Annotated in this window: 23 protein-coding genes; 20 read left to right on the forward strand and 3 right to left on the reverse strand. The window is 35.3% G+C overall.

Annotated elements, in window-relative coordinates:
- Positions 1 to 239: 239 nt before the first annotated feature.
- The 11 genes from AC6EI0_RS00800 to AC6EI0_RS00850 all read left to right on the forward strand — a co-directional run bounded on the left by AC6EI0_RS00800 (position 240) and on the right by AC6EI0_RS00850 (position 11084).
- Complete coding sequence (locus AC6EI0_RS00800; protein WP_498522642.1) at positions 240 to 935, forward strand: phycocyanobilin:ferredoxin oxidoreductase; 696 nt, start codon at positions 240 to 242, stop codon at positions 933 to 935.
- Complete coding sequence (locus AC6EI0_RS00805) at positions 929 to 1846, forward strand: lipid ABC transporter permease (RefSeq protein ID WP_498522643.1); 918 nt, start codon at positions 929 to 931, stop codon at positions 1844 to 1846. The genes AC6EI0_RS00800 and AC6EI0_RS00805 overlap by 7 nt, the downstream gene beginning before the upstream one ends.
- Before the next feature lie 5 nt (positions 1847 to 1851).
- Positions 1852 to 3021: an ABC transporter permease DevC gene (gene devC / locus AC6EI0_RS00810; protein WP_498523478.1), complete on the forward strand. Its 1170-nt coding sequence runs from the start codon at positions 1852 to 1854 to the stop codon at positions 3019 to 3021.
- Between the two features lie 31 nt (positions 3022 to 3052).
- Positions 3053 to 3745, forward strand: coding sequence for a DevA family ABC transporter ATP-binding protein (locus AC6EI0_RS00815; protein WP_498522644.1), 693 nt, complete (start codon positions 3053 to 3055; stop codon positions 3743 to 3745).
- A 36-nt stretch (positions 3746 to 3781) separates the two neighbouring features.
- Positions 3782 to 3937: an Asl3888 family RNA-binding protein gene (locus AC6EI0_RS00820; RefSeq protein ID WP_011293689.1), complete on the forward strand. Its 156-nt coding sequence runs from the start codon at positions 3782 to 3784 to the stop codon at positions 3935 to 3937.
- A 92-nt stretch (positions 3938 to 4029) separates the two neighbouring features.
- Positions 4030 to 4962: a glycosyltransferase family 2 protein gene (locus AC6EI0_RS00825; protein ID WP_498522645.1), complete on the forward strand. Its 933-nt coding sequence runs from the start codon at positions 4030 to 4032 to the stop codon at positions 4960 to 4962.
- Positions 4963 to 5101: 139 nt separating this feature from the next.
- Positions 5102 to 5794 carry a 30S ribosomal protein S2 gene (rpsB, locus tag AC6EI0_RS00830; protein WP_413390230.1) on the forward strand — a complete coding sequence of 231 codons (693 nt, stop codon included), beginning with the start codon at positions 5102 to 5104 and terminating at the stop codon, positions 5792 to 5794.
- Between the two features lie 60 nt (positions 5795 to 5854).
- Positions 5855 to 6511, forward strand: coding sequence for a translation elongation factor Ts (tsf, locus tag AC6EI0_RS00835; RefSeq protein ID WP_498522646.1), 657 nt, complete (start codon positions 5855 to 5857; stop codon positions 6509 to 6511).
- Between the two features lie 23 nt (positions 6512 to 6534).
- Positions 6535 to 7716 (forward strand): adenylate cyclase, encoded by a 1182-nt coding sequence (locus tag AC6EI0_RS00840; RefSeq protein WP_498522647.1) that lies wholly within the window; start codon positions 6535 to 6537, stop codon positions 7714 to 7716.
- Entirely contained in the window at positions 7689 to 10229 is a 2541-nt protein-coding gene (gene recG / locus AC6EI0_RS00845; protein ID WP_498522648.1) for an ATP-dependent DNA helicase RecG, read from the forward strand. Before AC6EI0_RS00840 ends, recG begins: the two co-directional genes overlap by 28 nt.
- Before the next feature lie 99 nt (positions 10230 to 10328).
- Positions 10329 to 11084 carry a M15 family metallopeptidase gene (locus AC6EI0_RS00850; RefSeq protein ID WP_498522649.1) on the forward strand — a complete coding sequence of 252 codons (756 nt, stop codon included), beginning with the start codon at positions 10329 to 10331 and terminating at the stop codon, positions 11082 to 11084.
- On the opposite strand, the gene AC6EI0_RS00855 is transcribed toward AC6EI0_RS00850, so the two are convergent.
- Positions 11021 to 12826 carry an NADPH-dependent assimilatory sulfite reductase hemoprotein subunit gene (locus tag AC6EI0_RS00855; RefSeq protein WP_498523479.1) on the reverse strand — a complete coding sequence of 602 codons (1806 nt, stop codon included), beginning with the start codon at positions 12824 to 12826 and terminating at the stop codon, positions 11021 to 11023. The genes AC6EI0_RS00850 and AC6EI0_RS00855 overlap by 64 nt on opposite strands.
- 519 nt (positions 12827 to 13345) lie before the next feature.
- Here AC6EI0_RS00855 and glyS point away from each other — a divergent pair.
- Positions 13346 to 15508, forward strand: a complete 2163-nt coding sequence (gene glyS, locus AC6EI0_RS00860) for a glycine--tRNA ligase subunit beta (RefSeq protein WP_498522650.1) — start codon at positions 13346 to 13348, stop codon at positions 15506 to 15508.
- Between the two features lie 9 nt (positions 15509 to 15517).
- On the opposite strand, the gene chlP is transcribed toward glyS, so the two are convergent.
- Positions 15518 to 16852 carry a geranylgeranyl reductase gene (gene chlP / locus AC6EI0_RS00865; protein WP_498522651.1) on the reverse strand — a complete coding sequence of 445 codons (1335 nt, stop codon included), beginning with the start codon at positions 16850 to 16852 and terminating at the stop codon, positions 15518 to 15520.
- 137 nt (positions 16853 to 16989) lie between these two features.
- Between chlP and AC6EI0_RS00870 the strand changes: the two genes are divergently transcribed.
- From AC6EI0_RS00870 to ccsB, 7 genes are all read left to right on the forward strand, one after another.
- A complete protein-coding gene (locus AC6EI0_RS00870) occupies positions 16990 to 17700 on the forward strand; it encodes a M15 family metallopeptidase (RefSeq protein ID WP_498522652.1) in 711 nt (236 codons plus the stop codon).
- 132 nt (positions 17701 to 17832) lie between these two features.
- Complete coding sequence (gene typA / locus AC6EI0_RS00875) at positions 17833 to 19635, forward strand: translational GTPase TypA (RefSeq protein WP_498522653.1); 1803 nt, start codon at positions 17833 to 17835, stop codon at positions 19633 to 19635.
- Positions 19635 to 20015, forward strand: a complete 381-nt coding sequence (locus AC6EI0_RS00880) for a DUF309 domain-containing protein (protein WP_498522654.1) — start codon at positions 19635 to 19637, stop codon at positions 20013 to 20015. Before typA ends, AC6EI0_RS00880 begins: the two co-directional genes overlap by 1 nt.
- A gap of 153 nt (positions 20016 to 20168) precedes the next feature.
- Positions 20169 to 21725 carry a hypothetical protein gene (locus AC6EI0_RS00885; RefSeq protein ID WP_498522655.1) on the forward strand — a complete coding sequence of 519 codons (1557 nt, stop codon included), beginning with the start codon at positions 20169 to 20171 and terminating at the stop codon, positions 21723 to 21725.
- 75 nt (positions 21726 to 21800) lie between these two features.
- Complete coding sequence (lptB, locus tag AC6EI0_RS00890; RefSeq protein ID WP_498522656.1) at positions 21801 to 22526, forward strand: LPS export ABC transporter ATP-binding protein; 726 nt, start codon at positions 21801 to 21803, stop codon at positions 22524 to 22526.
- Positions 22527 to 22531: 5 nt separating this feature from the next.
- The gene (locus AC6EI0_RS00895; protein ID WP_498522657.1) at positions 22532 to 23719 is read left to right on the forward strand and encodes an LptF/LptG family permease; all 1188 of its coding nucleotides are present in this window, start codon (positions 22532 to 22534) and stop codon (positions 23717 to 23719) included.
- A gap of 38 nt (positions 23720 to 23757) precedes the next feature.
- Positions 23758 to 24705: a c-type cytochrome biogenesis protein CcsB gene (gene ccsB / locus AC6EI0_RS00900; RefSeq protein ID WP_498522658.1), complete on the forward strand. Its 948-nt coding sequence runs from the start codon at positions 23758 to 23760 to the stop codon at positions 24703 to 24705.
- 18 nt (positions 24706 to 24723) lie between these two features.
- Here ccsB and rpe read toward each other — a convergent pair whose 3' ends face one another.
- Positions 24724 to 25476: a ribulose-phosphate 3-epimerase gene (rpe, locus tag AC6EI0_RS00905; protein ID WP_498520766.1), complete on the reverse strand. Its 753-nt coding sequence runs from the start codon at positions 25474 to 25476 to the stop codon at positions 24724 to 24726.
- Positions 25477 to 25675: 199 nt separating this feature from the next.
- On the opposite strand from rpe, the gene glpX reads away from it, so the two are divergent.
- Complete coding sequence (gene glpX / locus AC6EI0_RS00910) at positions 25676 to 26680, forward strand: class II fructose-bisphosphatase (protein WP_498522659.1); 1005 nt, start codon at positions 25676 to 25678, stop codon at positions 26678 to 26680.
- Positions 26681 to 26702: the final 22 nt, after the last annotated feature.

Below are 26702 nucleotides of genomic sequence, written 5' to 3' on the forward strand. Positions count from 1 at the left end.
AATTATCTTGTCTAATTGTTTTTTTATTGCTTTTTATTCTTTCTCTAAATTCAATCATTCAACCCTTGCTCCTTGTTTAACTCCACTTTGCATAAAAAACTCTTGTCAGTCCTTTTTTCCTTGATAATCATATAATATTGTTTGAGAATATTTTTAAATAAACCTTCTCTATGATTCTTAGCCATCCCTTTTAGTTTCAGTTATTAGTTTTGAAGTCAGTTTTTTGCACTCAAAGTAAATTGAATCCTCTTTTGTTTGAAGTTTTCGAACTTATCAAGAACAAAATCATTTCTTTGACTGATGTTGAACCTCTAAATATTGACCCTAAGTCCAAAAGGATTTATGCCAATCTTAATAAGGAGGAATTATTTATCAGTAACGAGTTTTATCAAGCAAAAGGATTTAGAAAAATTCATTTGGAGGTTGCAAAGCTTGGCAAAAAATTTGAAATACTCCATTGTGTTTTTTTCCCTGACCCATGCTTTGAACTTCCAATATTTGGCGCTGATTTGGTAGTTAATTCAAATAATATTTCTGCTGCCATTGTTGACTTGTCACCTGTTGGGGAGCACCTGCCTGATCACCTCGTTTCTCAAATGAGATCATTACAAATTCCTAAATTTAACGAACCTGGGAAGCTGCCTAAGTGGGGATCTATCTTTTCTCCATATGTTTGCTTTATCCGCCCAGTTGATTTGTTCGAAGAAAAACTATTTTTAAAAATCATTGACCAATATTTGTCACTACTCTTATCTTTATTGGTTATGGGCAAGGAAGACAAAATTAATTCGTCAGCTACAATGAATAGACTTAATTATCAAAAAAGATATTGCTCTAATCAAAAACTTAATGATAAGACCAGGGCTATTTTAACTAAATTCTTTGGTTCATCTTGGGCAGATGAATACATTAACAAAATCCTTTTTGAATGTTAGTTATGTTTAAATATGTATCTTTAAAATTCTTTTATTTTATAGGCATAGCACCCTTGTGCATGCTTATAATTAGCGGATGTAATAATAAAGATTTAGAAGTAAATCAAACTCTTATAAATAATGAAGTGGTTGATAGGATTGAGGGTGTAGCAGCATTAGGTCAATTAAATCCTCTTGGAGAAATAAGAAAATTAGCAGCTCCAACCAGTGGAAAGGGGGGTACTCCAAGATTATCTAAATTATTAGTTCGAGAAGGTGACTCTATTATTAAGGATCAAATCTTAGCTGTTTTTGATAATCGTCCGAAACTTGAAGCTGACTTGAAATCTGCACAAGCAAATTTAAATATATTAATCAGTGAAATCAGGATAAAAAATAGGGAAATCAATAGATATCAATCTCTTGTAGATAAAGGCGCAGTTGCGTCAATTGTTTTAGACAAGATGAAAGATGATTTGTTCATTTCTGAGACCAGAATTTCAAAGCTTCAATCTGCCATAGATGCAATTAACGTCGATTTAGAGCAAACACAATTAAAAAGTCCAATTGATGGGATTGTTCTTCAAATCTTGATTCGTGAGGGAGAGAGACCGAATTCGTCTGGTGTAATTAGTGTGGGCGCCAATCAATTAATGGAAGCTCTTATTGAAGTCTATGAATCCGATATAGACAGAGTTCAAGTGGGTCAGTCTGTAGATTTAATTAGTGAGAACGGAGGGTTTAATGGCTCTTTAAGAGGTCAAGTTAGTTTGATCAGCCCACAAGTCAGGCAAAGAAGAGTGCTTGCAACTGATCCAACCGGCGATGCTGACTCAAGAATTATCGAGGTCAGAGTCAAACTTGATAATGCATCTGCTCAAAAGGTTTCTCATTTAACTGGGATGAAAGTCATTGCTCGGTTTCAGCCCTAGTGGAAATAAATAATTTTTTAAAAAACAGGAAAATACCTCTTGCCTGGCTTTTGCTGACAAGACAACCTTTAAGGATATTGGTGGCTATTGCAGGAATAGCATTTGCTGGGATTTTGATGTTTATGCAACTAGGCTTTAGAGATGGATTGTTTGACGCAAGTGTTACTGTTCATAAGTTATTTGATGCAGATCTGGTATTAATTAGTCCTCGCTCAAAAAGTTCAATAAGTATGAGTGGGTTTCCTCGAAGAAGATTAATTCAAGCAATGGCCCATAGAGACGTCACTGGAACAACTGCTGTTAATTGGAATTTTCTCCTTTGGCGAAATCCTGAAAATTTATCCACAAGATCTATTCTAGCTTTAGGTTTTGAGCCAGGTAAGCCATTATTAATTGAGTCTGATTTTGAAAGGAAGGCAGAAACTTTAAAGAATAAAGGAAGAGTTTTATTTGATGATCTTTCCAGGGATGAGTTTGGCCCAATCTCTAAATGGTTTAAATCAGGGCGTTTAGTTGAAACTGAAGTCGCAGGTAAAAGAGTTAGAGTTTCTGGAATAGTTAGTTTAGGTCCTTCCTTTGGTGCAGATGGAAATTTAATAACAAGCAGTGAGACATACTTAGAACTATCCCCAGGTAATCCCAAAGGAAGTATTGAAATTGGTTTAGTAAGGTTAAAGAAGGGATCAAATATTGAAAATGTGGTTCGCTCATTGAATTTAAGTTTACCTAGTGACGTTAAAGTTATGTCTTTAAAATCATTTATAGATTTTGAAAAGAATTATTGGAAAAGTAGTACATCGATTGGATTTATTTTTACATTAGGTGCTGCAATGGGATTTATTGTTGGTTGTGTAATTGTTTATCAAATTCTTTATAGTGATGTTAGTGATCATTTGCCTGAATATGCAACCTTAATGGCCATGGGGTATAACTTAAGAAGCCTTTTAGGAGTAGTAGCTAGAGAAGGATTAATCTTATCAATAATTGGATATATTCCTGCTTATGTTTCAGGACAAGCTTTATATGCTTTAGTTAGATCATCAACTAAATTACCTGTTGAAATGAGTTTTAGCAGAGCATCAATTATATTTTGCTTAATACTTTTTATGTGTATGGGATCAGCATTGGCAGCCATGAAGAAATTGGCAGATGCCGATCCTGCTGAAATATTTTAATGAATAATCTAATACTTAATTTAAATAATTTATGAAAAATATAAACAATAATACTTTAAAGATTGTTTCTTTGAATCATTGGTATGGTCATGGAGAAATGAGAAGGCATGTTCTTCAGTCTGTCTCAATGGAAATTTCTCCTGGTGAGGTTGTTTTACTGACAGGACCTTCAGGATGTGGAAAGACTACTCTTTTAACTTTGATTGGAGCTCTTCGTAAAGTTCAAGATGGTGACCTTAAAGTTCTTGGTAAACAACTTTTTGGAGCGAGCAGGAAAACTAGGCAGAATCTTAGAAAAAATATTGGAATGATTTTTCAGGGGCATAATCTTTTGAGATGTCTTACCGCTGAGCAAAATGTTCAAATGGGAGCTGACCTTTTAAATGGATTTTCGTACAATGCTCGTAGAGCTCAGGCTAGAGAGTGGCTGAGAGCTGTTGGATTAGAAGACCACTTATCTAAGCTGCCTCATGACTTATCAGGTGGGCAAAAACAACGAGTTGCAATTGCCAGAGCTCTTGCGGCTAGACCAAAATTACTATTAGCGGATGAACCAACATCTGCATTGGATAGTTCAACTGGTAGAGAAATAGTTGATTTGTTGAAAAATTTAGCTTCAGAACAATCGTGCTCTGTGTTGATGGTTACTCATGATCCGAGAATATTGGATGTAGCAGATCGTCTCTTGCGAATGGAAGATGGCCAAATATTGCCCTCAGTTTAGTAAATTGGTTAGATATAAAAAATCTAGGAACCTAGTATGTCCAAAAGACGAAATCTTAAGAAAGAGAAGCAAGAGAGAAATCGAGCTTATGCCAGGAAATTTAAGAAACGTAAGCTTCGTAATGATGGCAGAGGAGAAGGAGCAGGTAATGGTGTTACTGGAACTGCAAATAACGGTGGGGCTGCTGATTAATAAACCGCTATTCAAATCAGATAATCTTTTTTTTAATCATTTATTTTAAAGTGTTTAAAGACAATTTTTTTGATTTTATTTTTTAATTAAGGATGTTAGTAAGCGTTGTTATACCCACCTTCAACAGACTTCCGATACTAAAAAAGTGTCTAGATGCATTAGAAAAGCAATTTTTAAATAATGAAATTCAAAATTTTGAAATTGTAATAGTCGATGATGGATCAACAGATGGAACGGTTGATTGGCTGAGAAATAATGCTGAGATTTATCCTCATTTAAGACTTTTTGAACAATCTCATGGAGGGCCAGCCTTAGGAAGAAATCTTGGAGTTGAAAAGTCAAGAGGAGAACTAATTGTTTTTATAGATAGTGATCTTGTTGTTGATAAATATTTTCTAATGAGCCATGTTGATGCTCTGCTCAATGCTTGGAAAAAACTTGGTAATAGAAAATGTTTTACCTATGGATCTGTCATAAATACTTCTAATTTTAATAATCCAAATTCTGAGCCTTTTAAATTTCAAGACTTGTCCTGGGCCTACTTTGCTACTGGAAATGTTGCTATCGATAAAAATGTTTTAGAAAAATCAGGCCTTTTTGACACATCTTTTCGGCTATATGGTTGGGAAGATTTGGAATTGGGAGAAAGATTAAGAAATATGGGCGTTAAACTTATAAAATGTCCAAGAGCTATTGGATTTCATTGGCATCCAGCATTAGCTCTTGATCAAATTCCTCATTTGATTCGAATTGAAAAAGAGAGATCAAAAATGGGATTAGTTTTTTATCGTAAGCATCCAACTTTGAGAGTGAAATTTATAATTCAATACACTTTCTTTCATCGTTGCCTGTGGGAACTTTTAACTTTTGGCGGACTTATTAACACAAAGACACTCAGACCTCTCTTGGCTTTTCTAATCAAGAATGGCCGATCTGGTTTAGCTATGGAATTGTTAAGACTTCCTCTTAATTTGATTGGAGTGAGACAAATTTTTAGAGAAGCATCATTATTGGGACTTCGGTGAGCAATCGTTTGGTAGAATTACCAATGCAAACTCAAAACCGCACACCTGACTGTTTCGGGTGATGAATAAATATTGATTTATTAATCACTATTTAATTTATCCCTGTTGGGTGGAGGCGAACCCGGAACTTACAAAAAAAATGGCTGTAGTTTCTCTTTCAGAGATGATGGAAGCTGGTGCTCACTTCGGGCATCAGACAAGAAGATGGAATCCCAAGATGTCTCGCTACATCTACTCAGCTCGCAATGGGGTTCATATTATTGATCTAGTCAAGACCGCTGTTTGTATGAATAGTGCTTATAAATGGACTAGAGGAGCTGCAAGAAGTGGTAAAAGATTCCTTTTTGTAGGAACTAAAAAACAAGCTTCCGAAGTCGTTGCTCAAGAAGCCATTAGATGCGGAGCATCCTACGTTAATCAAAGATGGCTTGGAGGGATGCTGACAAATTGGACAACAATGAAAGCGAGAATCGATCGACTAAAAGATCTTGAAAGAATGGAATCTAGTGGTGCTATTGCAATGCGCCCAAAGAAAGAAGGTGCCGTTTTACGTAGAGAATTAGAACGATTGCAAAAATATCTTGGTGGATTAAAAGGAATGAGACGTCTACCTGATGTTGTAGTTTTAGTAGATCAGAGGCGGGAAACAAATGCTGTTCTAGAGGCTAGAAAGCTTGATATTCCACTAGTATCAATGCTTGATACTAATTGCGATCCCGATCTATGCGAAATCCCCATACCATGTAATGATGATGCAGTTCGATCTGTTCAACTTGTTTTGGGCAGATTAGCTGATGCTATAAATGAAGGGAGACATGGCACTAATGAGTAGCTAATATACTTGTATTATAAATTCTTAACTTAATCTAATTCTTTACTACACCCACATAAAATGCCGGAGATAACAGCAAAACTCGTTAAAGAACTTCGAGACAAAACATCTGCTGGAATGATGGATTGCAAGAAAGCCCTAATTGAGAACAAGGGTGATATGGAAAAATCTATTGAATGGTTAAGACAAAAAGGTATAGCCAGTGCTGAAAAGAAATCAGGTAGAGTCGCAGCTGAGGGAGCGGTCGGGAGTTACATCCATACAGGTTCTCGAGTTGGTGTCCTTTTAGAGTTGAACTGCGAGACAGACTTCGTAGCTAGAGGAGATTTATTTCAAGGTCTTTTGAGAGATCTTTCAATGCAAGTCGCCGCTTGTCCAAGTGTTGAGTATGTAAGCGTTGATCAAATTCCAGAAGCTATTGCAAGCAAGGAGAAAGAAATTGAGATGGGAAGAGATGATCTCTCAGGTAAGCCCGATCAAATAAAAGAAAAAATTGTAGAAGGACGAATAGGAAAGAGATTAAAAGAGATGGCTCTTTTAGAACAACCATTCATAAAGGATAGTTCAATAAATGTTGAGGAGCTTGTAAAACAAGTTGCTGGTAAAATAGGAGAGAACATAAAAGTTCGTAGATTTACTAGATACACTCTTGGCGAGGGGATTGATGTTAAAGAGTCTGATTTTGCAGAAGAGGTTGCATCAATGACATCTGATTAATCTTGTCTAAAAATAAGTATTTTTTGGATTCTAAGTTTGATCCTTTAGTTCAAATAGGTTTGTTAAAGGAAAAATGTAATAACATATCGCCTATTATCTATAGAGTTACTTCTGTTTATCTTGAGGAGCTGAGAAATTTGCTACCTCAAACTATAAGAACCACATTATTCTCTCTAATCACTGATAGGCCTGGAGATGATTTTGGTTTCTCAACATTTAGTTCAAGAAAGCTATTTCAGTTGAAAATTGACAAATTAGTTTCAGATAATATTTCTCTCATAACAATTGAACATTTAATTGAGTTGGCTAAGAAAATTGATCAAGAAAATATTCGTCATTTAAATAATGTTAAAGATGAAATGTCAAATGCACTAAATTTGAAAAATGATTCTGAAAAATCCGAATCATTTAGCACTGTTAATTCAATTCATATAAGTTCAATACCGCCATTGGAAAATTTATCAATAACTGAAGGTTGGAATGGTGAATTAAAAGCTCCATACGCTATAGATAATAAAGAAATTTATATGAAAAGTACAAAATCTGAAAATGAGTTGCGAATTAAAAATAAAAATAAGGATTATAAGCAATTAAATGAAGATGAAAAGATTACTGATACTTTTAATTTAAAAAGTAAAGATATTGAAGTTTTGCAGTCAATATTTGCATTGACCGAAGAATCTGATTCAACAGATTTCGATTCCAACAGTGAGGATTCTTCTCATGTGTCCTCCTCTAGTAATGATGTCACAAACAATAGATTTCTTCCACAATCACCAATTGGACTATATGAGTGGATTATTTCTATAGATACAGCTTTGATTCGAAGATTGCGTGACCTATCAGATTCCATTAACACTGAGCTTTTAAAATCAGGTATTGTAAATACTCTGATACCAATAAATATTTTAGATGCGGCTTTGTCTGGTCAATTAATTTCTTCTAAATCTGTATCCAATATTCTTACTTTTAAATTGCCAACCAATAATCCATTAGTTCCTTCCGGAGGTTTAGATATTGATTGCTTGCTAATTACTCCCTCGGATATGGAATTTGATAATCCAAGACTTAGAAAAAATAGAACTAACATTAAACATTATCAAAATGTACTTTTGGGTATGATTAAACAGCAACGTTATTGGCAAGGTCGCTCATTAGCAGAAGAGGTTAATAAAGAATGGTGGAAGGACACAACCAAAATTTAAGTAGTAATGATTCAATACCTACTCCTGGTAGCAAATCAGCTGAACTAATAACATGGGTTAGACCTTTACAACAAGCATTAACAGTTGAAGTTGATCACGGTTGTAATAATATTCAAGGTAGAACTAATAAATTTTCTTCTTTTGTAAGTGGGTATTTATTAAACTTCCCTTCTATAGTTGTTCCAGAATATGTTCTTTCTAAATTAAAGAAATTAGCTCTGGATTATGAAAAATATCCATCTTTGTCCATTGATGATAGGCGAAGAATAATAGTTAAGACAAGACAGACTCTTCATAATCTATATACATATCAAGAAAATAAAGAGAAAACAGAGCCAAAAAAATTAAAAATAAGAAGAGTTTATGATTCTGTTGGGTCTACGAAAAGTTCTTCGACTGAGTTATTAAATTTAAGCAGTTCGATTTCAGCCGTTAAGGGTGTTGGACCAAAACAAGCAGAAAGATTATCAAGACTGGGCCTTTTTTTTATCCGTGATCTCTTAAATTATTTCCCTCGTGATTATGTTGATTACACCTCATTGAAAACCATAGATAAAACTCATGCAGGTCAGAATGTAACGATCGTTGCTAAAGTTAGACGATGTAGTTCTTTTAAAAGTCCTAAAAATCCAAATCTTTCTATTCTTGAACTGTTTTTAAAAGATAGGACTGGAGGGATTAAAGTTACAAGATTTTTTGCAGGTAGTCGTGGTAGGAGTATTGCCTATGTAAAATCTCAACAAAGTTTGTATACTGTTGGTTCGACTGTTGCGGTAAGTGGGCTAGTTAAAGAAAGTAAATATGGCAAATCATTAAACGATCCTTTGATAGAAATTATCGATAGTCCTACCAGTTATTTGAAATCTAGAACTATTGGTCAGATATTCCCTATTTATTCTTTAACTGAAGGTGTTACTGCAGACAAATTCAGAGATCTAATCCAGTCTATTCTTTATTTAACATCTGATATTAAGGACCCACTTCCGAAAGACACTGTAAATAGACTAGATCTACTAACTAAGAAAGAAGCTTTTTTTTATATCCATAACCCTGAGAATGCAAAAATTTTAGCTAAAGCAAAGAGAAGAATTGTATTCGATGAGTTTTTGTTATTGCAGTTAAGTCTGCTTTTAAGACGTGATCTGCATAAGAAACGTAATTCTCCTCAACTAAGTGTTGAACTCAGTAGTAATAGCCTTGTAAGGAAATTCTTGAGTATTCTTCCTTTCTCTCTAACAAATGCTCAAACAAGAGTTTTGGAGGAAATTGAATCAGACATAGTCAAAGCCGAGCCAATGTCTCGCCTATTACAAGGCGATGTTGGTAGTGGAAAGACCGTCATCGCCATAGCAGCACTACTCAGTGCTGTTCAATCTGGATGGCAAGGTGCTCTTATGGCACCCACCGAGGTGCTTGCTACTCAACACTATCAAACACTAAGTAAATGGATCCCTCAACTTGAGGTGAACGTAGATTTGTTAACTGGTTCTACAGCCAAGTCTCGACGTAAACAAATTTTTACAGATTTAGTAAATGGTTCTACTAAGATTCTGGTAGGAACTCATGCAATATTTGAAGACAACGTCATCTTTGAACGACTTGGTCTTGTCGTTGTAGATGAGCAGCATCGCTTTGGTGTCAAACAGAGGAACAAACTTTTGAATAAAGGTTTGCAACCTCACTTACTTACGATGACGGCTACGCCCATTCCGAGAACACTTGCACTTACTTTGCATGGTGATCTCGATGTTAGTCAATTAGATGAGCTTCCACCTGGTCGAACTCCGATAGATACTAAGCTGATTACACCAAAAGAAAAGAATTATGCATATGAATTAATCAGGACTGAAATTAATAAAGGACATCAGATTTATGTTGTTCTACCTTTGATTGAAGAATCTGAGAAACTAGAAATTAGTTCGGCAATTGATGTACATTACCAGTTGTCTACAGAGGTTTTTCCAGATTTTGTTGTTGACTTACTTCATGGCAAAATGAAGAGTGTTGAAAAGCAAGAGGTCATACAAAATTTTATCAACAAAAAATGTGACATACTTGTATCTACCACGGTTATAGAAGTAGGTGTTGACGTACCAAATGCAAGTGTAATGCTAATTGAGGATTCTGATCGTTTTGGTCTTGCTCAATTGCATCAATTAAGGGGTCGAGTTGGAAGGGGAGCCTCCAAGTCATACTGTCTCCTGAGTCATCAAAATAAAAATAAAACATCTCGACAAAGATTGGAAGTTCTTGCTAATTCCAATGACGGATTTGAAATTTCAGAAATTGACTTGCGTTTTCGCGGACCTGGACAAGTCTTAGGTACAAAACAATCAGGTTTACCTGATTTTGCACTGGCATCATTGGCTGATGATGCTGACGTGCTTGAACTTGCGCGCAATGAGGCTCGTCAGATTTTAGATAACGATCCTGAGCTTAAAAACAACTCTATACTTCGGTTGTTAATAAAAGAACAATGGGACAAACTTAAAATTGCTAATAAACTAAATTAATATTTTGGTTAAATAACTATTGAATTCATTTAATTTTAAAGCTAAAATTAAATGAATTTGTACAAAAATGAGATTTTTTATTTACATTTTCTACAAATTATGAAGATGAAACCTTGGAGTAATTTAAAAATAAATGAATGTAAAGAGCCTTTAATTTCTATTCCACAATCTATATTTCGATTAACACCTCATCCTTATATGTCTTTAGGTGCTCCATATTTGACTGGCGCAGATCCATGGGTTTTACGTAGGAGTGTTTTAAGAAGATTGATACAAGCACAACAATATCTTTCAGAGATTAATCCTCAATTACAGTTGGCTTTATTTGATGCTTGGAGGCCTATTTCTGTTCAAAAATTTATGTTTGATTACACCATGCAAGAAATTTGTAGGTCAAGAGGAATTGATATTAATAATATCTCTGATAATAGAGACATAACTAATGTGGTTGCTGAAGTAGCTCAGTTCTGGGCGAAACCGTCTTCTAATCCCCTTACGCCTCCTCCTCATAGTACTGGTGGCGCGATTGATTTGACTCTAGCTGATATGACAGGAAAAATACTAGATCTTGGCGGGGAAATTGATTTTATTGGGGCTGAATCATCACCTGACTTTTATAAGAAAGACTATTCCAAGAGACCTTGTTCAAAACATCAAGTTTTTCAATATAGAAGGTCTCTTTTATTTGCAGTTATGGAAAGGGCTGGATTTGTTCAACATCCAAACGAATGGTGGCATTTTAGCTATGGAGATCAATTGTGGTCTTGGTTAAGTAAGAAAGGGTATGCTATTTATGGAGCTGCACTTGAAGTTAGTAAAGACATTACCATTTCAGAACCAAGCTTGGTCACATGATCTCCAAGACTTGATGAGGTGCCAGTATCTTTCCAGCTAAGGAATAAAGGCTCTAATGTCTTCTCTAATTCATTGATAGGCATTTTTTGTAGATAAGGAGTCGCCAATCTTTGTAAATTTGTACTACCACCAAGCCATAGTTGATATTGATTTAAACCACTACCAACAAGAGCTAATTCTGCCATGTATGGGCGGGCACATCCATTTGGACAGCCTGTAACTCTTACTAATATTGACTTGCTGATCTCTAATCTTTTTAATTGATTGTTTAATCGCTCTAAGAGATCTGGTAAAAATCTCTCTGCTTCAGTCATCGCAAGTCCACATAATGGCAGGGCTGGACAAGCCATTGCATGTCTGGCTATTGGGTCAGGGCTTTTTGGATTATTAAAACCAATATTAATCAGATCATTGTTTACACTGACTTTTTGATAATTACCAATATTACACAATAGTAAATCTTGGTTGGGAGTTAAACGCACATCCAATGCATATTTTTCAACTATATTTCTTAACTCTTTCTTTGTTGCTCCGTTAAGCCTACCTGATAATAGTGGTAGACCAACAAACCATAATCTCTTAGATTGTCTATGCCATCCTAGATAATCTTCAAGTTTTGTATCCCCTTCGTCCCTTAAGGTGCCAATCTTTTTTGTGAAATATTTTTTTGTTAACTGTTTCTTAAACCAATCGACACCCATGTCATGCAGAACATATTTAAGTCTAGAATGTCTTCTTGTTTTTCTATCTCCATAATCTCTTTGAAGTGCGAGAATAGATTGAACAAGTTCTAGTATGTATTTCCCTTCTACAAAACCAATTGGATCTGCTATCCTCGCAAATGTCGTATCTAAATTGTGTGTTCTACCCATACCTCCACCTACGTAGACATTACATCCTTCTAGTGTTCCTTTTGAATTCGTGAACGTCACTAGACCTATATCATGGGTAAGGATATCCACAGAGTTATCTCCTGGTACTGTAGTTGCACATTTGAATTTTCTTGGTAAGTAGGTTGCACCATATAAAGGTTCATTTTTGTCCCCACTAAAAACGCCCGAATTTCGTTGCAGCTTCCTTTTGTTTTTGACTTCAGAAGATGGCTTAATAGCATATTTCATCTCGCCGTCAACCCATAAATCAAGGTATGTTTTCTCAGCTTTTTGAGGCGATAAAATATCGGCAATATCATTAGCTAATTTTCTAGCAGCAGGGTAAGATCCCTTTTCGTAAGGTGCTGCTGGAGCCATTACATTTCTGTTGACGTCTCCACAGGCCGCTAGGGTAGATCCCATTGACTTCACTATCGTTCCTATTACTTCTTTGATATTTCCTTTTTTTATTCCATGCATTTGAAAGCATTGCCGAGTAGTAGCTCTAAGCGTTTTGTTACCTAGTCGATCAGAGAGATCATCTAAGGCAACAAAAAGTGGACCTGGGACTAAACCAGCTGGATTTCTTAGCCTTAGCATCATTTGCCAGTCTTTGCCTGTGCCTCCTCTCTTTCTATGTTCCCGATCATCTTGTTGATAACTACCATGAAATTTTAAAAGTTGTACGGCGTCGTTCGTGAAGTGATCGCTGTCGTTTGATAATTCACTTTGTAGAGGTTCTTGTAAGTAATTACTATCGGCTTTAAATTGTTCAAATTTCGCTCGGGGAGAATTATTTGCTATGCAGGGAGAAGGAACAGTTTTTTCTATTTCTTGATCATGTTTACTTTCCTGTTCTTCAAAATTCATCAGAGCTTCTATAGCTGCATTACTAAATCCAGCCTCTTTTAAGTCTTTTTCTATGTTTTTTGGCGATTCATTTGAATTACTATTTTTGACAGCCTCTAGTTTTATTCCCTTGGGTAAGGATTTGTTTATCTGTTTTGCCTCTTCTTCTCTGAGCTTTTCATCAAATTTTTCTTGAATAGCTTTTGCTGCTGAGCTGATGTTCTCCTCGGCTTCCTCTTTTGTGTTACCAATTTTTTTTACTACATCACACGTTCCAAAGGCATCCCTTAATCTACCTCTCGGTACAGCAACCCTGAGGTAAAAACCCGATCTTCCAGGTATTTGAATTATCTTAGGCAATGGTACCTACAGCGGTACCTACACTGTATCATTTTTCGTGTTGATTGGTGCCTAATTGTTCAAATAAAGCTATTGGTGATCAAAGCTCCATTTGTTGAATATTAAATTTTTTCTAGGACACAGAATGTAGAAGTAATTCAGATTTAGATCTAATCTTGTTATGAATATAAGGAAATTTTTTTGTCTACTTACCTTTTAGAAATCGGTACTGAGGAATTGCCAGCAGATTTGGCTGAATCTGTTATTTCTCAGCTTGAATTAAATGTAAATAATGACTTGAATTCTTATCCAATAAAATTTAGTGAAATAAGAGTTACTACTACTCCAAGAAGAATCGCATTAACAATTGAAGGGATTGCTCCATTCTCTGAGGATAATATTGCAGAACGAAAAGGCCCCCCTTTTTCTCAAGCTTTTCATGATGGTAAACCTACAAAAGCAGCTATTGGTTTTGCTAAAAGATATGGTCTGGCGCCTGAAAACTTAGAGATTCGAGAAACGCCAAAGGGTTCATTCGTTTTCGCTAATTTAATTGAAAAAGGAAAGCCTGTTGAGAGATTGTTGGCTGAATCTTTACCTGGTTGGATCACTAAAATTCAGGGAAGAAGGTTTATGAGATGGGGTAAAGGTGATTTCCGCTTTTCCAGACCTATACGTTGGATTGTCTCTTTGATTGATTCAGAGGTTTTACCTTTTACTCTCTCTGGTTGCGATCCGGAAATTCAAGTTAGCAATACCACAAGACCACATAGGTTACATGGATCAGAATTAACCATAAAGAATGCGAAAACTTATTTTGATCAATTGAAGGATGCTGGAGTCACAGTTGATAGGAATACTCGTCTTTCCGAAATCAATGATTTAGTTCTCAATCAAGAAATACTTAAAAAAGTTAAGGCAGATCTTACTGAACCTCTTTTAAAAGAACTTACAGATTTAGTTGAATCTCCTTTGCTTGTGACTGGAGGGTTTGATGATTCTTACCTCGATTTGCCTCCTGAGGTTTTGTCCACAGTGATGAAGGTTCATCAAAGATACATACCAATATATAAAGTAAATGTTGATTCAGATCCATTGTTACTTAACTCAAGAGACGTATTAGTGCCTAGCTTTTTTTGTATTAGCAATGGATTATCTTCAGCAAAAGAAAATATTATTTTAGGAAATGAAAAAGTATTAAAAGCAAGGTTTTCTGATGCTTCATTTTTTATAAAATTAGATTTATTAATGAATAGCTCGTCGCGTATTGATAAATTAAAAGATGTAACTTTTGCTCAAGGATTAGGCTCTTTATATGACCGTGTAAATCGGATTGAATGGCTTGCGAAATTATTGACATCAAAACTTAGATTTGTTCAAGAGGATATTGATAAATCTGTTAAAGTTGCACATTTTTGTAAACATGATTTAGTTAGTAACATGGTTGACGAATTTCCAGAGTTGCAAGGAATTATTGGATCTAAGTACTTACTTCATGAGGGTGAATCTAGAGATGTATGCCTTGGAGTTTTAGAACATTACAAACCCAAAGGTAGTTCAGACTCTCTTCCCTCAAATAATCTTGGAAATGCCGTTTCATTGGCTGAACGTTTTGAATTACTTTTCAGCATTTATGCTAAAGGCGAAAGACCTTCTGGATCATCTGATCCATATGCCTTACGGAGGGCAGCTAATGGAATATTGTTGATTTTGTGGAATAAAGATTGGCAATTAAATATTAATGAAATAATAAATGATTCACTAATATATTGGAAGCAGGTCTTTCCTTCTCTTTCTTTTGAAATAAATAGTCTTACGTGTGAGCTAAAGGAATTCTTTCGTCAAAGAATAATTAGTCTATTAGAAGAGAAAGATATAGACTTTGATATTATTCAGGCAATTTCGGGAGATACAACTTCAACATCAAAATTATTAGATGATCCAACAGATGTTGATTTTCGTGCTTCATTATTAATGGATATGCGAAAAAATAATACACTTAATTTGTTGCAAGCTGTAGTGTCTAGGGCCTCTAAGTTGGCAGAAAAAAGTTCAATAGCCAATGATGTGATAGATCCTTTAGGGTTTGTCGATAAGTCATTATTTGAAAAGGGTTGTGAAAGCCAAATGTTAAATGTTTTAGAGAAATTAAAACCTTTAGCCACTAATTGTGATCGTTTAAAATATAAATTGTTGGCTGAAGGTCTAGTATCAAGTGCTGAGACCTTGGCCTACTTTTTTGATGGAGATGAAAGTGTAATGGTTATGACCGATGATATTAATTTAAGAAATAATAGGCTTAATCTACTAACGATTCTTCGAAATCAGTCTTTGAAGCTTGCTGACTTTAGCAAGCTAAGTTGATTATGTATATTATTTCTTACTGGTTTTTATACCACCTTTAATTGAACTTACTGCCAACATTTTATTAACTTCTTTATCATCTCTAACTGCACTAGGTACTGGCTTGTATGTGCTTGGTGCTAGGGCCTTACCTCTTAAAACGGAACCAATTGTTAATAGAGTGAGTTTTAATTGTTGAAGCGGCTTCATTGCAACTACAGTTTTGTATAGATAACTATCAAATGTAAGTCTTTGAACATCCATGTCACCACACATTTCAACAAAGGCTTCCCTTGCTCCATCACTTGTGTAGAAAATTCTTTGGAGAATATCTAAAACTGTATAAGTAGTTCCATACTTTTTATCCCATTTCTTTAAATATTTTTTGAGATCATTTTCTGTGGGTATAATTTTTCCATTTTGACTTGATTCAACGATCTGCTCGGCACACATTCTTCCGCTTTTGGCAGCAAAATAAATCCCCTCTCCTGAGCTTTTTGTTACATAACCTGCGGCATCACCAACTAGAGCCATCCTCCCTACAACTCTCCTTGGCCTGGGATGTTCAGGGATTGGATGAGCTTCTACTTTGATTACTTCTCCGTTTACGAGTCTCTTCTTTGCTCTTTCTCTGACACCAATCTGAAGGCTTTTTATTAAACCACCATTTTGTTTCATTGTTCCTGTTCCAGCAGCAACATGGTCGTATTTTGGAAAGACCCAACCATAGAAATCTGGCGATACATCAGTGCCTACATACATTTCAGCCCTGTCTTCGTAATACTTCATTTCCTCTTTAGGAAGTTTTATTCTTTCTTGAATTGCTACTGCATAGTTATAATCACCAGCATCCATTGCTTTTGCAACTCTGCTTGTTGCACCATCTGCCCCAATAATTAAATCAACCTCAAGTTGTTTACCTTTCTCTTCATTTTGGTCGTTAAGGATTTCGGTGTAATGAAGGGTATATGGACCTTGTTTGTTTGTACCAGTTTCTATTTTTGATACCAATCCATTTACTAATGTTGCGCCAAGTTCTGCGGCGCGATTTCTCATAAATGAATCCATTACTTCACGTCTCAACATGCCTATATACTCTTTATCACTTCCTGGATAAATATCATCCAAGATAATATCTACTTCTCTGTTTGATGGGGATATCATTTTCATGTTCCTGACTTTCCTATCAATAATTGATTCAGGAAGGTCAAATTCAGAAACCATACACAATGGAATCGCCCCTCCACATGGTTTTGCATTATCAAGCTTTCTCTCGAAAATCCAAGTTTTAATTCCCGCTTTAGCTAAAATCTCTGCAGCGCATGATCCACTTGGACCACCACCAATAACAGCAACTCTTAACATCTTTGGATGAAAAATTTAGTTCTCTACATATAAAACTTACATCCTTATCTCATAGAAAGTATAAAGATTGGAGATACTCGTTACTATCGAAACATCATTTATGTGAATTCCTATTGTTTTGACCATAAGCAGATCATATGAATTATCAAGACGAAATCCCGCTAGCCAAAAGGATTAGATCCATCAAAACCATTACTAGTAAGTCTTTTTTGCGTTTTGGACTTCTATTCGTAGGACTTGGGATATCCTTAACGTTTTTAGCTGATAAATCATTTTTAAGCCAAACAAAATCTTTAGATGATTCGATTAACTCTACTGAGACAAATCAAAATAAAAGTTTGTTGGGCCATCTTCCTTATCCTGAGGCTACAAAAAATGATTTAATTCTTTTCTCTTCAGGTATTTACGTACATAAAGAAATTTATGAAAATTTTAAGGAAATGCAATTTATGGCGGCCCAAAGAGGGATTTCTCTACAACTATTAAGTGGTTTTAGATCAATAGATTTGCAAAGAGAAATTTTTTATGAAAATAAATCTATTAGAAATCAAACTGCAGTTGAGCGCTCAATGGATTCAGCTCCTCCTGGCTATTCTGAACACAGCACAGGGTATGCAATTGATGTTGGTGATGGGAATTTCCCAGAGACTCATTTTGAGGTTGAATTTGAACAAACGCCTGCTTTTAAATGGATGAAGAGGTTTGCTCCTAAATATCATTTCGTTCTTTCTTTTCCACCTAATAACAAACAAGGAGTAACTTATGAGCCATGGCATTGGAGATTTGAAGGGACTGTTAATGCTTTGAGAAAATTTGAGGCTGCCAATAAAATTACAAAATTCAAATAACTTTGACTTAAATTTTTTTACTTCCAATTTTATATTCGATATTTTAATTGGCATTTAAAACAGCTAAATGAAGTCACGGTGAGATATTCTTTATGTCTCTATTAATCAAAGAATTTTTAATTTTTTTAAATTATGAGTTTTGATATACAAGCCATAAGGAATATCGCAATAATTGCTCATGTTGATCACGGTAAGACAACTTTGGTTGATGCACTTTTAAATCAATCTGGAACTTTTCGAGATAATGAGGAAGTCCCAACTTGTGCTATGGATTCAAACGATTTGGAACGTGAAAGAGGCATAACTATCCTTTCGAAAAACACAGCTGTCACATACAACGATACCCGGATAAACATTGTCGACACACCAGGTCACGCTGATTTTGGAGGAGAAGTCGAGAGGGTTTTGGGTATGGTAGATGGCTGTCTTCTTGTGGTTGATGCGAACGAGGGACCAATGCCGCAAACCCGATTCGTTCTGAAAAAAGCTTTAGAGCAGGGCTTAAGACCTATTGTTTTTGTGAATAAAATTGATCGTGCAAGAGTAGAGCCTGAAACCGCGGTAGATAAAGTTTTAGATCTATTTTTGGAATTAGGAGCGGATGATGATCAGTGTGATTTTCCTTATTTGTTTGGAAGTGGATTGGGTGGTTTTGCAAAGACTGAAGTAAAAAGTGAAAGCGATAATATGAAACCTTTATTTGATGCAATTATTAGGCAGGTCCCTCCTCCTGTTGGGGATCAGAATAAGCCTTTACAATTACAAGTCACCACTCTTGATTACTCAGATTTTTTAGGAACAATTATTATTGGGAGAGTACATAATGGTGTAATTAAAAATGGTCAAAGGACATGCTTGATAAAAGAAGATGGGAGCCTAAAAAAAGGAAGGATTAACAAACTATTAGGATTTAAAGGATTAAAAAGAATTGAAATAGACGAAGCAAATGCTGGCGATATAGTTGCCTTGGCTGGATTTGAGGATGTTTCTATTGGAGAAACTGTAGCTTGTCCTGATGAACCAAAGCCTTTACCTCTAATAAAGGTAGATGAACCAACATTGCAGATGACTTTTGTTGTAAATGATTCTCCATTTGCAGGGAAAGAGGGCAAGTTTGTTACCAGTCGTCAGCTAAGGGATCGTTTAAACAAAGAACTTCTTACTAATGTTGCATTAAGAGTAGAGGATACAGATTCACCTGATCGCTTTTCTGTAAGCGGAAGAGGAGAGTTACATCTAGGAATTCTGATCGAGACCATGAGAAGAGAGGGTTATGAATTTCAAGTTTCTCAACCACAAGTAATTTTTCGGACCATTGATGAAATTAAATGCGAACCTGTTGAGACCCTAGTCCTTGATGTCCCAGAAGCTTCCGTTGGCGCTTGTATTGAAAGCCTTGGTGTCAGAAAAGGTGAAATGCAAAATATGGAAACGGGCACGGATCATAGAACCCAACTTGAATTTGTTATTCCATCAAGAGGCTTAATTGGATTTAGGGGTGAATTTATTCGTGCAACCAGGGGTGAAGGGATTATGAGCCATTCATTTTTTGAATACAGGCCATCTGTTGGAGATTTTGAACAAAGGAGAAATGGAGTACTTATTTCATTTGAGGAGGGTGTAGCTACTTTTTATTCCTTAAAAAATGCAGAAGACCGTGGACAATTTTTTATTACTCCTGGAGCTAAAGTTTATAAAGGAATGATTATTGGGGAGAATAATCGCCCACAAGATCTTGAATTAAATATTTGCAAGGCTAAACAACTTACCAATATGAGATCAGCTGGTGCAGATGAGTTAGATCAATTGCAATCCCCAATTGAAATGACATTAGAAAGAGCACTTGAATATATTGGACCAGGAGAAATGTTGGAAGTTACACCAGAATCTATAAGGTTGAGAAAAGTTAATGCAAAGAAAAATTTGAAAAAATAATGATCCTAATAGATAAACAGGATGATTTATTTATAAATGATTCTCGTTTTGAAATAGGAATGAAATTATTTAATTCTTGTCAATGGTATCAAGCTCATGATGTCTTTGAAGAGATATGGCATGAGACTGGCGGAGCTGAAAGACAGTTGATACAGGGCATATTGCAAGTTGCTGTTGCACAAGTGCATTTAGAAAATAGTAATACCAATGGTGCAACAATACTTTATGGAGAAGCATTGGGTAGGTTAAAAAGATATCAATTAAATAATTTAGGATTAGATATTGTAGGACTTTGTAAATGCATCAGCAGGAGATTGGAATTTCTTCAAATTGGTAATGACTTAGCTAATTGCAGCTTGCCAGTTCTCTATTTCCTATAAAAACCTTGTTAAGCCTCTTACTCTTTTGCTATTAAAAGTGAGATGAGTTAATATAATTTTATTGTTATATTTTTTAGCTTTATTTTAATTAAAAAAATAAAAATTAAATTTTGATTAATTTAAATATATAGAACGCATCCCTCGTTAACTAAAATGGAATTTAAAAGAATCAATCAAGTACAATTATCTGGTAAGAAATTTTATGAGATATTTTTACCTTGTTTGTTTATAATAATAGGTTTATTCGGTGCATTTAATCATGCACTTTGGAGAGATGAAATGCAAGGATGGCTTGTAGCTTGGCAAAGCGATAATTTGATAGATTTATGGAGAAATAACGCACCATCTGGGCATCCTATCCTCTGGTCACTATTAGTTTATTTTTCGAAAAATATTACTGGTACACCGATAAGTATGCAACTTTTGCATTGGGTTTTAGGTAGTTTAGCGATTTTACTTTTTTGGAGATTTAGCCCTTTTAATTTATTAACTAAATCTTTATTTACTTTTGGATATTTTCCTTTTTGGGAATATTTCTTTGTGTGTCGTCATTATGTAATTGCAGAATTAATCATATTTATTTTTTGTTCTATTTATAATTTAAAACAAAAAACCTATATTCCATTTGCTTTATGTATTGGCCTTTTGGCTAATACACAAGCTTTTTCATGGTCATTAGCATTCGCAATAGGAATGACTCTTGTATTTGATTGGTTTGTAAACCCTATTCAAAGAGAAAACTATATGAGAAATAAAAAATGGATTTATGATTTGATTTCAAGTGCCGCTATTTCTTTAGCTTTATTGTGTTTTGGAGCTTTTAGTCTTTTCCAAGTAAAAGATTCCATTAAATTAGTTTCTTCCGTATTCGATTTTCGTCATTTTCTAAGAGTAATAGGACAGCTTTTTGGTGGGTATGTTCTTATCATCCCTGATTCAAGTAGGTTTTTCGATCTAGTTATCTGTGCCTTAATTACTTTGTTTTTCCTGGTAAGTACAATTGCCTTTATTAAACATTATCCCCAGGCTTTGATTTATTTTTTTAGTGGTTTAGTTTTTTTATTTCTTTTTAACTATTTTTTATATTTGGGTATTGGATCAAGACATTATGGATATTACTTCCTTTTGATTATCTCATCAGTCTGGTTATCACAATCAAATCAAGAGCAACAATTTAACTCTTCAAGTAATCAAAATCTTTTCACTAAGGGTAATTTATTGTATTTCCCAAGGTTGCTAACTTTTTGTTTAACCATTCATATGGTTGTTGGTGTGCATATGGTCTTAAATGATTTTCTTTTGCCTTATTCGGGTGGAAAGGCAACCGCTGAATATATAGAAGCTAAAGGATGGCAGGATTCCCCAATATTTGCTACGAGAGATGTTGAAGTGGCGACTGTATCAGGATACCTTTCTAGAGAATTCTATTTACCTGAGTTGAATGGATTTGGTAGTTATGCACAGTGGGCTAATAGGGTTAAATTAGAAAGAAATAAGACACTAGATGCAGTTCAAGTTTATTTAGATAAATTCCCCAATGTAAATAAATTATTATTACTTTTAAGTAAGGAATCAGCTATCAGTAATCTGGAGCCAGGTGAATCTCTTTATTTTGATGAATTTAGTGTAATTGCCGATTCTAAATTTGAAAATTCCTTTCATGATTCAGAGAGATTCTACTTGTATTGGGTTGAAAGGATTATTGATTAATTTTGTAGATGTTATGTATAATTTATTATTAGATAATTCTTATGTATAAGCTTTTCCCTGATAGGTTTTAATGAAATGACTCTAGTTATTGAGAGTTTGGATTTAACCTTATCCAAGAGAAATATAGTAAAAGACGTCACTTTAAATGTTAATCGTGGTGAGGTGGTTGGTCTTTTGGGCCCAAATGGCGCAGGTAAGACAAGTACTTTTAATATGATTGTGGGGTTGATTAAGCCAAACAAAGGCAATATTTACTTGGAGGGAAAGAGTATAAAAAACTTCTCAATGACAAAAAGAGTTCAATTTGGTATTGGCTATTTACCCCAAGAACCAAGTGTTTTCAGAAACCTTACAGTTATTGAGAATTTGGATATTGCTCTTTCTCAAGCTAAATTATCAATATCTTTGCATAGGAAAAAACGTGAAGAATTGATCGAGGAATTTAATTTAGTATCTTTTCTTTATCGTTTTGGCCATCAACTTTCAGGTGGAGAAAGGCGCAGATGTGAAGTAGCCAGAGCTTTAGCTGTAGGAAGATTAGGTCCCAAATACTTACTTTTAGATGAGCCTTTCGCGGGAGTAGATCCTATTGCTATTAATGATCTACAGAATTTAATTGGGAAATTAAAAAACAAAAATATAGGAATATTAATTACTGATCACAATGTTAGAGCAACGTTGGCGATAACAAACCGCTCTTATATTCTTAACAAAGGGGAAATCCTTGCTGATGGATCTTCTGAAAAGCTCAAGAGGAATCAAGTAGTAAAAGAGAATTATCTCGGCAATTCATTTGAATAATTACTATGCTAAAAAAAACATTTTTTTTAACTAGATTTCAAAACTTATTAGAAAGAAAGTTGAAAGTAATTCCGTTGTTAGATAGATGGATTTTTTTTGAATTATTACCACCTTTGTTTTTTTCGATTGCTGCCTTTACGGTTGTTTCTCTTTCTTTAGGCGTTATTTTCGATCTAATAAGGAAAATAGTTGAGATTGGGCTTCCGATATCTATTGCTATTAAGATTTTAATGCTAAGGCTCCCTAGCTTTATTGTTATCTCTTTCCCAATGGCAATGCTACTTTCAACATTGTTAGCTTATGGAAGTCTAAATGATAATAGTGAAATTAAGGCTTTAAAAAGTATTGGTATATCAATTTATAGACTTGTATTACCAGGATTAATTTTATCAATATTTATGTCATATATGACTTTTGTATTTAATAACAATATTGTTCCAATTGCAAATAAAAATGCTGAAATAGTCTTATCTAATTCTTTAGGAAGATCTTTTGCAAATGAGCAGGGAGAGGATATTATTTTTTCAAAGAAAGGCAAAATTATAGATCCATATTCAAGCTACAAAAAAAGAGGAGTTACTCATCTTTTTTATGCTCGAAGGTTTTTTGACGGACAGATGTTGGATGTCACAGTAATTGATTTCTCTAAACGAGGTTTTACTCAAATGCTTAAGGCGAAAAAAGGAATCTGGAATAGTGATAAGAAAAATTGGGAATTTTTTGAGGGAAATATTTTGACTTTAATTCCTGATGGTAGTAACACAAGAACTAAATTTATGAGCTTTTTGTATCCATTAGGCGCTGAACTTACGAATATTGCACAATTGCCTAAAGATGCTAATGACATGAACCTTGGAGAGGCTAATACTGCCATGAAGCTATATCAAAGAAGTGGCAATATTAAAGAAGCAAGAAAAATGAGGGTAAGAATTCAAGAAAAATTTACTTTGCCAATTGCTTGCACGGTTTTTGCTTTGATCGGCTGTAGTTTTGGGGTAATGCAAAAGAGTGGAGGAGGCAGGAGTCAAAGTTTTGGATTAAGTATTATTTTGATACTTACTTATTACATCCTAAGTTTTAGTTTTAGCTCACTCGGAGTCAAAGGAATAATAAATCCTTTCCTGGCTGCTTGGACCCCTGTTTTTTTGTCTATGCTAGGAGGAGGTTTTTTGTTAAAACAAGCAAGCAAATGATCTGCTCATTATCAAATAAACTCTAATAGCTTTTATAAATGCTTGATTTTCTTCTAAATATTTTTTCTTTTGATCCTGTTATTCTGCTTGGATTTATAGCTTTCTTTTCTTTATTAATTGCTTTGCCTATTTCTTTTTGGTCAGTTGCTGGGAGCAGTAATTCCACCAAATCTAAATTTTTAGTTGCAGTAGCAAATCTTTTTCTAACTAGTCAATTGATACTTAGATGGTGGCAGTCAGGACATTTTCCAATTAGTAATCTCTATGAATCACTTTGCTTTTTGACTTGGGGTTGTACGTTGACTCAACTTTTTGTAGAAAGGGCATGGAAGTCTCCAATTGTCTCTGCGGTTGCGACTCCTATCTCATTGCTTTCAATAGGTTTTGCTAGTTTTGTTTTGCCAGAGAATTTGCAATCTTCGGCTCCTTTAGTTCCAGCACTACGTTCTAGTTGGTTGGTAATGCATGTCAGTGTAATTATGTGTTCATACGCGGCATTACTAGTAGGTTCGATTTTGTCTTTTGGTGTATTTCTTGTTGACTGGAATAAGCAATTTAATATGCGAAATAGCTCTTTTGGGTCGGGTACATTTAGGAAAAGTTCTGAATTATATTTAAATGACAAAAATGAGAACTTAAATTCAATACAACCGGTCGAATTTACAAATGCTGAGCAACTTGATTCTTTAAGTTACAGATCAATAACTGCTGGATTTTTATTACTTACAGTTGGTCTTATTAGTGGTGCTGTTTGGGCTAACGAGGCTTGGGGTAGTTGGTGGAGTTGGGATCCTAAAGAGACTTGGGCTTTAATATGTTGGTTGGTCTACGCGGCTTATTTGCATACAAGAATAACAAAAGGATGGGAGGGCAAAAAGCCTGCATTGGTTGCTATTGCAGGCTTTTTTGTTATTATTATTTGTTATATTGGAGTCAATCTTCTAGGAGTCGGCTTGCACAGCTATGGTTGGTTCTTTGATGCGTAGTGGTTGATAATTGATTAATTATTTCTCTAAGATTATTCCATTTTGTGCATCATTAGCAACTTTTCTTAGAGCATCACATCCTTCTTTGAGGGTTGGATAAGCAAACATACCACTACCTGCAATAAAACAATTTGCCCCTGCAGCGCAGCATTGAGATAATGACCAATCTGCTTTTATACCACCATCAACTTCTATGTCTACGTTGAATCCATTTTCTAAAATCATTTTTCTTAATTGAGTTATTTTGTTGAGCATTGTTGGTATGTAAGCTTGTCCACCAAATCCAGGGTTAACAGTCATTACTAATACGTGATCAACCATGTCAAGAACATCCTTCACCATATCCATCGGAGTATGAGGATTAAGTGCCACTGAGGGTGACCCTCCTAGTTGACGAATTTTTCCAAGAATTCGATGAAGATGAACATTTGCTTCAGCATGAGCAATTACAACCCCTGGCTCTCCGTTTGCACCCTTACTTGCTTCTACATATCCCTCAAGCATGGTTTCACAGTTGTATTGACTAACCATTAGCTGAGTCTCAAATGGAACTTTGCAATATTTTCGGCAGGCGGAGATCATATCTGGTCCGAATGTGAGATTTGGAACAAAGTTCCCATCCATTACATCAAATTGAATTCTGTCTACACCTGCTAATTCAAGGTCTTTTACGCATTGCCCCATATTTGCCCAGTCTGCTGGCAGGACCGAAGGGATTATTTGAACTGGACGGTGCTCAGAAAAAATTGCTGACGAAATGGATTGGATCATAGTTTTTGTCTTTTGGCAAAGATTCTATTAATTCATGGTCCCAAGTTCTAGTGTGACCATGCACTGATACAGTAATTATTGCTTATCAACAGATAATAAGTTTTTTGTGAGTACTTTTTTCTGAGCATTTTTCAATGCCCTCAATTACTTACAATATTGTCTGCCTTAAGGCGTAAATTTCTTTACCTAGCTGCAAAAAGTGGATCGTACTCTCGTCCAAGAAATTCTTGAAGTAGTTGAGCAAGCTGCAATTGCTTCGGCTCAATTGACTGGTTTGGGTCAAAAAGATGAGGCTGATGCCGCAGCCGTTGAGGCAATGCGAAAGAGAATGGGAACCATTCAGATGCAAGGAAGGATCGTTATTGGAGAAGGAGAAAGAGATGAAGCTCCGATGCTTTACATAGGTGAAGAAGTTGGATCAGGCTCAGGCCCTGGAGTTGATTTCGCTGTAGATCCTTGTGAAGGAACAAATTTATGTGCAAATAGCCAGCGTGGATCGATGGCTGTTTTGGCGGCCTCAGATAGGGGAGGTTTGTTTAATGCTCCAGATTTTTATATGAATAAATTAGCTGCTCCTCCAGCGGCTAAGGGGAAAGTTGATATCAGGAAAACTCCTACAGAAAACATAAGAATCTTGAGTGATTGCCTTGGGATCGCAATTAGTGATTTAACTATTGTTGTTATGGATAGAGCTAGGCACAAAAATTTAGTTTCCGAGATCAGGTCTACTGGTGCCAGGATTCAGCCCATCTCTGATGGAGATGTCCAGGCAGCCATAGCATGTGGATTTGAGGGGACTGGCACGCATTGTTTGATGGGTATTGGTGCTGCTCCTGAGGGGGTTATTTCAGCGGCAGCAATGAGAGCACTTGGTGGGCATTTTCAGGGGCAACTTGTTTATGATCCTGCAATAGCTCAAACATCAGAATGGGCAGACTATACAAAAGAGGGAAATATAAAAAGATTGAACGAAATGGGCATAACTGATATTGACAAGATCTATGAAGCAAATGAACTTGCCTCAGGTGAAAATGTTGCTTTTGCTGGTAGTGGAATCACAGATGGATTGCTTTTTGATGGAGTTAAATTTGAAAAAGATTGCACCAGAACTAGTAGTCTTGTGATTAGTACGCTTGATCAAACAGCAAGATTTACCAATACAGTTCACATCAAAGATGGTGCTCAAAGCATCTCTTTGAAGTGAGATTTAAGTAAATGATCTAAGG

The organism is Prochlorococcus sp. G5PB11 (assembly GCF_059772425.1).